The 8,269-nt window shown below is 61.8% G+C and carries 13 protein-coding genes; 5 read left to right on the forward strand and 8 right to left on the reverse strand.

From position 1 onward, the window contains the following. Positions 1–356 precede the first annotated feature (356 nt). From trpS to X773_RS52360, 3 genes are all read left to right on the forward strand, one after another. Positions 357–1,439, forward strand: coding sequence for a tryptophan--tRNA ligase (gene trpS / locus X773_RS52350; protein WP_023676384.1), 1,083 nt, complete (start codon positions 357–359; stop codon positions 1,437–1,439). Positions 1,440–1,624: 185 nt separating this feature from the next. After that, on the forward strand, positions 1,625–2,116 hold the full coding sequence (locus X773_RS52355) for a universal stress protein (RefSeq protein WP_023676385.1): 492 nt from the start codon (positions 1,625–1,627) through the stop codon (positions 2,114–2,116). A gap of 137 nt (positions 2,117–2,253) precedes the next feature. After that, positions 2,254–2,823 (forward strand): NifU family protein, encoded by a 570-nt coding sequence (locus X773_RS52360; RefSeq protein WP_023676386.1) that lies wholly within the window; start codon positions 2,254–2,256, stop codon positions 2,821–2,823. Positions 2,824–2,933: 110 nt separating this feature from the next. Here X773_RS52360 and X773_RS52365 read toward each other — a convergent pair whose 3' ends face one another. The 4 genes from X773_RS52365 to X773_RS52370 all read right to left on the reverse strand — a co-directional run bounded on the left by X773_RS52365 (position 2,934) and on the right by X773_RS52370 (position 4,630). Beyond that, entirely contained in the window at positions 2,934–3,551 is a 618-nt protein-coding gene (locus X773_RS52365) for a L,D-transpeptidase (protein WP_023676387.1), read from the reverse strand. Between the two features lie 338 nt (positions 3,552–3,889). After that, complete coding sequence (locus X773_RS79020) at positions 3,890–4,015, reverse strand: hypothetical protein (RefSeq protein WP_023676388.1); 126 nt, start codon at positions 4,013–4,015, stop codon at positions 3,890–3,892. After that, positions 4,016–4,144 (reverse strand): hypothetical protein, encoded by a 129-nt coding sequence (locus X773_RS79025; protein WP_023676389.1) that lies wholly within the window; start codon positions 4,142–4,144, stop codon positions 4,016–4,018. It abuts the gene before it with no gap. Positions 4,145–4,303: 159 nt separating this feature from the next. Further along, positions 4,304–4,630 (reverse strand): GYD domain-containing protein, encoded by a 327-nt coding sequence (locus tag X773_RS52370; RefSeq protein WP_023676390.1) that lies wholly within the window; start codon positions 4,628–4,630, stop codon positions 4,304–4,306. A gap of 150 nt (positions 4,631–4,780) precedes the next feature. Between X773_RS52370 and X773_RS52375 the strand changes: the two genes are divergently transcribed. Together X773_RS52375 and X773_RS52385 are read left to right on the forward strand one after the other, a co-directional pair. Next, positions 4,781–5,080: a DUF1330 domain-containing protein gene (locus X773_RS52375; RefSeq protein WP_023676391.1), complete on the forward strand. Its 300-nt coding sequence runs from the start codon at positions 4,781–4,783 to the stop codon at positions 5,078–5,080. Between the two features lie 738 nt (positions 5,081–5,818). Beyond that, entirely contained in the window at positions 5,819–6,319 is a 501-nt protein-coding gene (locus tag X773_RS52385) for an MmcB family DNA repair protein (protein ID WP_023676393.1), read from the forward strand. 101 nt (positions 6,320–6,420) lie between these two features. Here X773_RS52385 and X773_RS78080 read toward each other — a convergent pair whose 3' ends face one another. The 4 genes from X773_RS78080 to X773_RS73625 form a co-directional block, all read right to left on the reverse strand. Continuing rightward, complete coding sequence (locus tag X773_RS78080; RefSeq protein WP_245274684.1) at positions 6,421–6,609, reverse strand: hypothetical protein; 189 nt, start codon at positions 6,607–6,609, stop codon at positions 6,421–6,423. 135 nt (positions 6,610–6,744) lie between these two features. Further along, complete coding sequence (locus X773_RS52395; RefSeq protein ID WP_023676394.1) at positions 6,745–7,107, reverse strand: nuclear transport factor 2 family protein; 363 nt, start codon at positions 7,105–7,107, stop codon at positions 6,745–6,747. 86 nt (positions 7,108–7,193) lie between these two features. Next, positions 7,194–7,667 (reverse strand): carboxymuconolactone decarboxylase family protein, encoded by a 474-nt coding sequence (locus X773_RS52400; RefSeq protein ID WP_245274685.1) that lies wholly within the window; start codon positions 7,665–7,667, stop codon positions 7,194–7,196. Positions 7,668–7,778: 111 nt separating this feature from the next. Next, positions 7,779–8,269: helix-turn-helix transcriptional regulator (locus X773_RS73625; protein ID WP_023676396.1), on the reverse strand; the 491-nt coding region annotated here is incomplete at its 5' end.

Consider the following 8,269-nt stretch of genomic DNA (forward strand, 5'->3'; position numbering starts at 1 on the left):
CCGCTGTGTAGCAAATACTATGTAGCTATCTACATCAGTCCGTCAATGTGGCCCTAAGCCAAATCGAAGCGACTGCCGAGGCGAGCTATTTTGTTCTTGCTTTGTGCCGGCAGCTATGCTACTAATTTCTGTATGGTGCTCATTGGCGCCGAGGAACGCGCCGCAAGGCGGGTTTTTGTTTCTGGTCGGCGTCATCCCCTTCAATCAGCCTCCTGCGGCGTCTTGCTCGGCCGACGCCAAAGCCTGCGCGCCCAGTCAATACCCCTCTTGATCGCCTCCTCGCTCTCGTCCATAAGCGCGCCGTCGCAAGACTTTCGCCGCGCGCGAAACGGCCCTCCACAAGCCAGGGAAACACTATGACCGACCTCAACCAGCCCGCCTTCAAGCCGCTCGTCTTTTCCGGCGTCCAGCCAACCGGCAATCTGCATCTCGGCAATTATCTCGGCGCCATCAAGAAATTCGTCGCCCTGCAGGACACTTCCGACTGCATCTATTGCGTCGTCGACCTGCATTCGCTGACCGCGCAGCTCGTCTATGAGGACCTTCAGGACCAGACGCGTTCGATCACCGCGGCGTTTCTCGCCTCCGGCATCGACCCGACCAAGCACATCGTCTTCAACCAGTCGCGGGTGATGCAGCACGCCGAGCTTGCCTGGATCTTCAACTGCGTGGCGCGCATCGGCTGGATGAACCGCATGACGCAGTTCAAGGACAAGGCCGGCAAGGACCGCGAGAACGCCTCGCTCGGCCTGCTCGCCTATCCCTCCCTGATGGCCGCCGACATCCTCGTCTACCGCGCCACCCACGTGCCGGTCGGCGACGACCAGAAGCAGCATCTGGAGCTGACCCGCGACATCGCGCAGAAATTCAACAACGACTTTTCGGACCGCATCGCAGCGCTTGGCGTCGGCGTCGAGATGCAGGTCGGCGAAGAGACAGTGAACGGCTATTTCCCGCTGACCGAGCCGGTCATCGGCGGCCCGGCAGCGCGCATCATGTCGCTGCGCGACGGTTCGAAGAAGATGTCGAAATCCGATCCGTCGGACCTGTCGCGCATCAACCTGACCGACGATGCCGACGCCATCTCGAAGAAGATCCGCAAGGCCAAGACCGACCCGGAGGCTTTGCCCGGCGAACTGGACGGCCTTGCCGGCCGGCCGGAAGCGGAAAACCTCGTCGGCATCTATGCCGGCCTCGCCGAAATCTCGAAAGAGGCCGTGCTGAAAGAGTTCGGCGGCCAGCAGTTTTCGGTGTTCAAGCCGGCGCTGGCCGATCTTGCCGTGGAAAAGCTGGCGCCGATCGCCGGCGAGATGCGCCGCATCTCCGCTGACCGCGCCTATGTCGACGCGGTGCTGCGGGATGGCGGCGAGCGTGCCGGCACATTGGCCGAAGCGACCATGAAGACCGTGCGCGACATTATCGGCCTGCTGCAAGGCTAATGCATGTCGCGCAAAAGTGTGCAGCGGTTTTGCGATAACGACATGCATAAAACAAGAACCTGAAGCGCGTCGCTGGTCGAACGCGACGCGCTTTAAGCTGCACCAGCATTGCCACAGCCGCCGGTCGCTTGCGGGCGGGCTGTGGCGGTGGCAGATTGCGGCCGAAACCATCGAACAGGGTGAATATGGTCTCCAAACGCCTCAGCCGCGAAGTCGGTCATCGCCGCAAGTTCCTGGCGATCATCGACGACACGCCCGAATGCGAGCGCGCCGTCGCCTACGCCTCGAAGCGGGCGCAGAGCACGGGCGGCGTACTGGTGCTGCTCTATGTCATCGAGCCGGATGATTTCCAGCACTGGCTGGGCGTCGAGAAGATCATGCGCGAGGAGGCGACCGCCACGGCGCGTGCCGCACTCGACAGCTACGCCAACAAGGTGCGTCAGAAGCTCGGCATCGAGCCGGAACTGGTGGTGCGCGAGGGCAAGCCGACCGAAGAGATCCACAAGCTGATCGAGGAAGACCAGGACATCGCCATCCTGGTGCTGGCGGCAGGCGCCGGCAAGGAAGGGCCTGGGCCGCTGGTCGGCGCGGTCGCCGGCAAGGGCGCCGCCTTTCCGATTCCCGTCACGGTGGTGCCGCAGAACCTGTCGGACGAAGAGATCGACAGCCTCGCCTGAGCGCGCCTCGCTCAAGGCAGGGTAAAACATTCCGCCTGCCGCTACCGCCGACGATGCCTTTCGCTTGAATGTCGGGCGGATAAAGCCTAATTAGAATTATTCCAAACTAGCTGCCCGAAACGGGCACGGAGACGGCCATGTTCATCCAGACCGAGTCGACGCCAAACCCGGCGACGCTGAAATTCCTGCCCGGCAAGGAAGTGCTGCAAGAAGGCACCGCCGATTTCCGCGATGCCGACAGCGCCGCGACGGCTTCGCCGCTCGCCGGCCGGCTGTTCGAAATCCCCGGTGTCACCGGCGTCTTCTTCGGCTATGATTTCATCACCGTGACCAAGGACGGCCCCGACTGGCAGCATCTGAAGCCGGCTATCCTCGGCGCCATCATGGAGCATTTCATGTCCGGCGCCCCGGTGATGGCCAAGGCCGGCCCCGCCGCCGAGACCAGCCAGACCGGCGAATTCTACGACAAGGCCGACGAGGAGCTGGTCGTCACCATCAAGGAGCTGCTCGACACCCGGGTGCGCCCGGCGGTGGCCCAGGACGGCGGCGACATCACCTTCCGCGGCTTCGAGAACGGCACCGTGTTCCTGCACATGAAGGGCGCCTGCGCCGGCTGCCCGTCGTCGACGGCGACGCTGAAGCACGGCATCCAGAACCTGCTCCGGCACTTTGTGCCGGAAGTGCAGCATGTCGAACAGGTCTCCTGACGCGACGTTCCATCGTCAACATCGATAGACAACAAAAAACCGGGCCAAAGTGCCCGGTTTTCTGTTTGCGACGTCTGTGTTGTTGCCTAGACGGTCCGCGTATAAGGGTTTTATATCACAATGACCTTGGCGCCGACCGAGGTGCGGTCGTAGAGGTCGATAATGTCCTGGTTCATCAGCCGGATGCAGCCCGACGACATCGCCTTGCCGATCGAATTCCATTCCGGGCTGCCATGCAGGCGATAACCCATGTCGCCACCCTTGTTGAACAGGTACATAGCGCGCGCGCCGAGCGGGTTCTTCAACCCCGGCTCCATGCCACCGGCAAACTTGGCCAGCTCCGGCTGCCGCTTGATCATCTGCGAAGGCGGCGTCCAGGTCGGCCATTCGCGCTTCAGCGCGATATGGGCGGTGCCGTGCCATTCGAAACCCTCACGGCCGACGCCGATGCCGTAGCGCATCGCCTCGCCGTCGCCCATGACGAAGTAGAGGAACTTGTTCTGCGTATCGACGATAATGGTGCCCGGCTTTTCCTTGGTGTCGTAGTCGACGATCTGCCGGCGGTATTTGAACGGCACCTTTTCGATCGGAACGCGCGGCAGGTGATAGCCGGCGTCGGTCACCGCGCCGTAGTTGTTGGTGAAGATCTGCGACCCGATGGTGCTGCAACCAGCGACAGCCGTCGACAGCGCCAGGGCAGCGACGATTGCAAGTGACTTCATGCGCATGAAAAGGTCCGATGCCTGCCCAAACAACAGCGGCTCGAGTCGGCCGCTTTTTTCATCTTCATTCATGCTGGCATTTGCTTTGCTTGCCAAGCGGGCGATGCCTATATCCTTGGACTTGCGTGCTGGTAAACCTGCGACTATGGCATTTCGGCAACAGCCCCCGCAGGATTATGTTGCAAAATCAATGGGCCAAGAACAAGAACCAGGAGACGAAGAAATCACCCGTGAATGTCGGTTACGCTGCCCGGCGCTCTGGCCTGCGGCCAAGACCATCCGTTGCTGCGAGGAGATCGGACTGAGACGCGGCCGCTGCAGGAGAAAGTCCAGACGGGCCGGGTTTAATAAAGGACGCCGCGAAGCACGGTCCAAGCCAGAAGCCCGAACGTGCCGATCACCACCAATGCACCCAGGACCGTGCCGATCGTTTCAGGCAGTCCATCGGGGCGACCAGGACCGTCGGCCATTCAACTATCGATCATGACGTAGGCCGCACCAAACACGGCAACGATAATTGCCCCAAGCACCGCCCATCCTCTGATGGCCGGGCGGATTTCCTCCGGCGTCGCTGATTTCCGGTCGTCATCTTCCGTCATCTAATGCTCCTCGTAAAACACCGTAGCCGACATTGAAAGCGCAAGCTGCCGGCGCTGCCAAGAGCCGCAGTGGACTCTTTTGCGCCAAAGTTTAGGAACGTGCGCAGTTCGCGAGCAAGCGTTACCAGCCTTCGACACTCCGCAAAGCGCGGGCGGCGGTCACGATCCCGGTGGGCGATACCGGATCGACTTGGCTTTCCCAAGAGCGTCCATCGTCTCTTCGACACTTAACAGCACGGTGGTCTGGTACGAGCTGAGCGCGCCTCCCGCACCGATGGCGAGCATGACGGATGCCATCGACACGTTGTCCGGCGCCTCCCATAGGTTCCAGCCGTCGTACTCTCCGAAGGCATACCAGAACCCGTGCAGCTTTCCGCCGACCGACTCGATATAGGAACGGGCAGCCTCGCGTCTATCCTCGGGATTATCCATCAAGCGCGCCCAGGTTTCGGGCCTGTAGCTGAATCGCGTGAGATACATCGGCATGGTTCGTCTCCTCCCAGAGCTGCCCCCACCAAGACAGTTAAGCGCCCCAATCCGGGAGAACGCGAGTCGTTTCCGAGGCGTAGTACCGCTGGCTTAGTTGCGGGGCCGCTAATAGACCTGTTTCAATGTTTTTTTCAGGGAGTAAGGTCAATGGCCGCATATCTCATTGCTGATGTCGACATAACCGACGCCGCCGTTTTCGAGGAATACCGCCGGGACGTGCCGGCAACCGAAGCCCGCTATGGGGGGAGGTATATCGCTCGCGGCGGAGCCACCAAAGTTCTGGAGGGCGATTGGGAACCTCATCGCCTCGTCATTGTCGAATTCCCGGACATGGCGTCCCTCCTGGCATGGTACGACTCTCCAGAATACGGCCGCCTCAAAACCATCCGCGAACGCTGCGCAAAGACGAGAATTATTGCTCTGGAAGGGATGATGCCGGTTAGCTGAAGGTCGGGTCGATGACAATGGCAAGTCTGAGTTGCCATATCAGGTGCGGCCCGGCGACGGGACAGGAGCATTCTGATATGAATCAGCAAGCTTTAAACTTGCGGGCGGGAAACGGCCAATGATGGGAGGATGACGCCGGAAACACTCATTGAACGGGACCTACAAATCAATATGACCCAACACCAGATCGGCAGGCGGTGTTGCAGCGTGACCTAGGGTTGTGTCATGGCATTGAAAATGCCGGCGCCAACTATCGCACATAAGGCTGCGGCCCCAAGCCCTCCCACAATGATGCACCACCAGGCGCGGCCATTTCCCCGAAGCACGGGATTCATTTTTATCATCCGTCGCGCCAGAAGCCCCTGGTAGAGTGCATAAGAAGACCCGAAACCGGCGAGCCAAATGACGGAAAATACGACGCCCCGCGTGAGCATCCTATTGAGCCTAGTCTGCTCGACCGTCAAACTTGCATTCTCAGTAACCATGCTTCGCCACCTTTTTGATTATGCTGCGACCACTATCGGGCCTGCAGCGGTGAATATTAGATCAACCGCGACGCCTCGCGAAAACATAGCTCCCCTCACCAGTAGGAAACGCATTCATAACGCGAGCGGCCCGCCTTGTGGAAGGGCGGGCCTTGTAGCGCCCGCTCCACAGTATTTTGCAGATTAGGTTTGTCAGCCAGATAATCGCCGCGACCGGGTTCAAACCGTGAACAAAATCTGGCATGGTGCGGTAATGCCGATCATCTCACCTCTACCCCTCAATCCGCTCATCGACGGCCGCCAGTCGGAGCGCGCCATGCTGGTCAGGCGCGGCGTGCAGCGGCTGCTCAGGCAGATGGGCGCGCATGTCTTGCCCGAACTGTCGCTGGCCACCGGCCGGCGGGCCGACCTGGTTGCGCTGACCCGCCAGGGCGACATCTGGATCATCGAGATCAAATCCTCGATCGAGGATTTCAGGGTCGACCGCAAATGGCCGGACTACCGGCTGCATTCCGACCGGTTCTTCTTCGCCACCCATCCCGGCGTACCCCAGGAAATTTTTCCGCAGGAGTGCGGCTTCATTCTCTCCGACGGTTACGGCGCCGAGATTTTGCGCGATGCGCCCGAGCACCGCATGGCGGCGGCAACGCGCAAGGCGCTGATGCTGAGGATCGCACGCGCCGGTGCGTCGCGGCTGCTGGCGGCGGAGCTTGCCGGCGTGTCGGTGCCCGCGCTGGACGGCGAGAGCGAATAGAGGTTTGCGCTCTCCGTAATTATAGACGTCGCGCTGCCCCTCATCCGGCTGCCGCCACCTTCTCCCCGTAAGTGACGGGGAGAAGGGAGTAAGCCGGACTGCTATTCCACGATGCGGTAGATGTTCCACAGGCTGGTGCCCGACACGACATAGGGCTCCATCTCCTTGCCCCATTTGGCGTGCGCGTCGATCTTGCCGATCCTGGCGAAGAACGCCTCCAATTGGGCGAGGCTTTCGACCTGGTGATGTGACCCGACCGTCGCTTCCCGCGCGCCGTTCGATTCGGTCATGATCTGGAACTTGAGGTCGTCGAGGCCGACCTGCGAGCCGATCTCGCGTTCTCATTCTTTAATAGTTCGAGCACGGTCTGCTTGTGGCCGAACTTGGCGTCGATCTGCCACCTGGCACTGAACATCGCCGCCGCCTCACTCGTCCCATGCCTGCACGACGGTCTGCCGCACGATCAGGCCGTTCTTCAGCTCCAGCATCGCCGCGCAGAACACCTTGGTCCCGTCCGGATAGGCGCAGGCCTGGGTGAAGGCGAGATTGTTGCCGTCGGCGATGGTGGTGTCGACCTTGTGGGTCATCGCCCGGCTGCAGATGTCGTCCCAGAACGTGGTGATCGCAGCGCGCCCGCGGATTTCGCGCGGCTTGCTCGGCGGGTTGTTGCGGTCGATCACCCGCACCAATGCGTCGTCGGCATAGAAGCTCGCCAGCAATTTTCCATCACGGCCCTCAATCGCCTTCTTGATCGCAGCGCCGTCTATCGTCTGTGTCTTGGTCGGCAATTTTTCCTCCATAGGCCCGTCTTCTCGGATCGGGTGGTTGCTTGATCAGGCACTGCCCGGCGCTCGCCGGCCGGGCAGTGGCTTCTTCACTGCGACTTCGCCTTGACGGCCGCGAACACCTCGTCGGACTGCTTCTTGAAAGTGGCGAGATCGACCTGGCTGCCGTTGAGCATCGTCGACCAGTGGCGCACGATCGCCGCCATCGCCACCGCCTCCTTGATCTCCTCGTCGCTGGCGCCATTGAGCTTGGCCGCCTGCGTGTGGAAATAGATGCAGTACTGGCAGGGGATCTGCGAGGCCCGGCAAGACCAAGGAATTGATGGGCCTCGCCGTCGAGCGCGGTGTTTGGGTTGAGCTGCACGCCCTTGATCTCGGCCCAGGCGCCGGCAACGGCGACGTCCGGCAGCGTCTTGAACATGTCCGGTACCGAGCCGAGCGTTGCCTGGATGTCCTTGTAGGCAGCCGTCGCCGAGGCGTCTTCGGCCCTTGGCAGGAACGATCGCCAACAGCGCGCCAACGCCTGCCGCCAGCACCAGTGATTTGAGTGTCGACTTCAGCATTTTATTCCTCCCTTCGCAGCGCCTTTCCCGGCGACATCCGCCTGGCCTGCATGGGACGAAGTGATAGCGCTTACGCATGCCCGGCCGCTTCGCCCGAAAGCGCCATGGCTCCTATGGCCCGTGCGGGCCAGCGTGCCGGGCCGAGAACGCCGCCGCCGCCGCCCGCGACGGCAGGTCCAGCTTGAGCAGAATATTGGCTACGTGGCGCTTGACGGTGTGTTCGCTCAGCCCGAGTTCGGCGGCGATCGCGGCATTGCTCTTGCCATCGGCGATGAGGTTCACCACCTCGCTTTCGCGTGCCGTCAGTGCGGCCGGCTCGGCAGCCTTGGCCTTCGGCCGGCAGGCCGGCTCCAGATGCTGTTCCGAGGTCGCCTGCACCAGCGCCAGCGGCTCATCCAGCTCGTCAAGCGCGATGCGCCCGGCGTCATTGAAATGAAGGCCTGAACCGGCGGCGAGGTCGGCGACCAGCCGCGAAGCGAGGATGTCGCCGCGCCCGGCATGCGCGGCAAGCTGCATCGTCACGCGCGCCGTCAACCCCGTCGGCGGCCCACGCAACTCGACCTCGCCGACATGCACGCCCTGCGCGCTGGCGACGCCGATCA

It is taken from the genome of Mesorhizobium sp. LSJC280B00 (genome assembly GCF_000502835.1).
GTDB lineage: Bacteria > Pseudomonadota > Alphaproteobacteria > Rhizobiales > Rhizobiaceae > Mesorhizobium.

Excerpts from the sequence above, each read along its gene's own strand:
- trpS (WP_023676384.1), top strand. The coding sequence starts at position 357 with ATGACCGACCTCAACCAGCCCGCCTTCAAGCCGCTCGTCTTTTCCGGC.
- X773_RS52355 (WP_023676385.1), top strand. The coding sequence starts at position 1,625 with ATGGTCTCCAAACGCCTCAGCCGCGAAGTCGGTCATCGCCGCAAGTTC.
- X773_RS52360 (WP_023676386.1), top strand. The coding sequence starts at position 2,254 with ATGTTCATCCAGACCGAGTCGACGCCAAACCCGGCGACGCTGAAATTC.
- X773_RS52365 (WP_023676387.1), bottom strand. The coding sequence starts at position 3,551 with ATGCGCATGAAGTCACTTGCAATCGTCGCTGCCCTGGCGCTGTCGACG.
- X773_RS79020 (WP_023676388.1), bottom strand. The coding sequence starts at position 4,015 with ATGGCCGACGGTCCTGGTCGCCCCGATGGACTGCCTGAAACGATCGGC.
- X773_RS79025 (WP_023676389.1), bottom strand. The coding sequence starts at position 4,144 with ATGACGGAAGATGACGACCGGAAATCAGCGACGCCGGAGGAAATCCGC.
- X773_RS52370 (WP_023676390.1), bottom strand. The coding sequence starts at position 4,630 with ATGCCGATGTATCTCACGCGATTCAGCTACAGGCCCGAAACCTGGGCG.
- X773_RS52375 (WP_023676391.1), top strand. The coding sequence starts at position 4,781 with ATGGCCGCATATCTCATTGCTGATGTCGACATAACCGACGCCGCCGTT.
- X773_RS52385 (WP_023676393.1), top strand. The coding sequence starts at position 5,819 with ATGCCGATCATCTCACCTCTACCCCTCAATCCGCTCATCGACGGCCGC.
- X773_RS78080 (WP_245274684.1), bottom strand. The coding sequence starts at position 6,609 with ATGACCGAATCGAACGGCGCGCGGGAAGCGACGGTCGGGTCACATCAC.
- X773_RS52400 (WP_245274685.1), bottom strand. The coding sequence starts at position 7,667 with ATGCTGAAGTCGACACTCAAATCACTGGTGCTGGCGGCAGGCGTTGGC.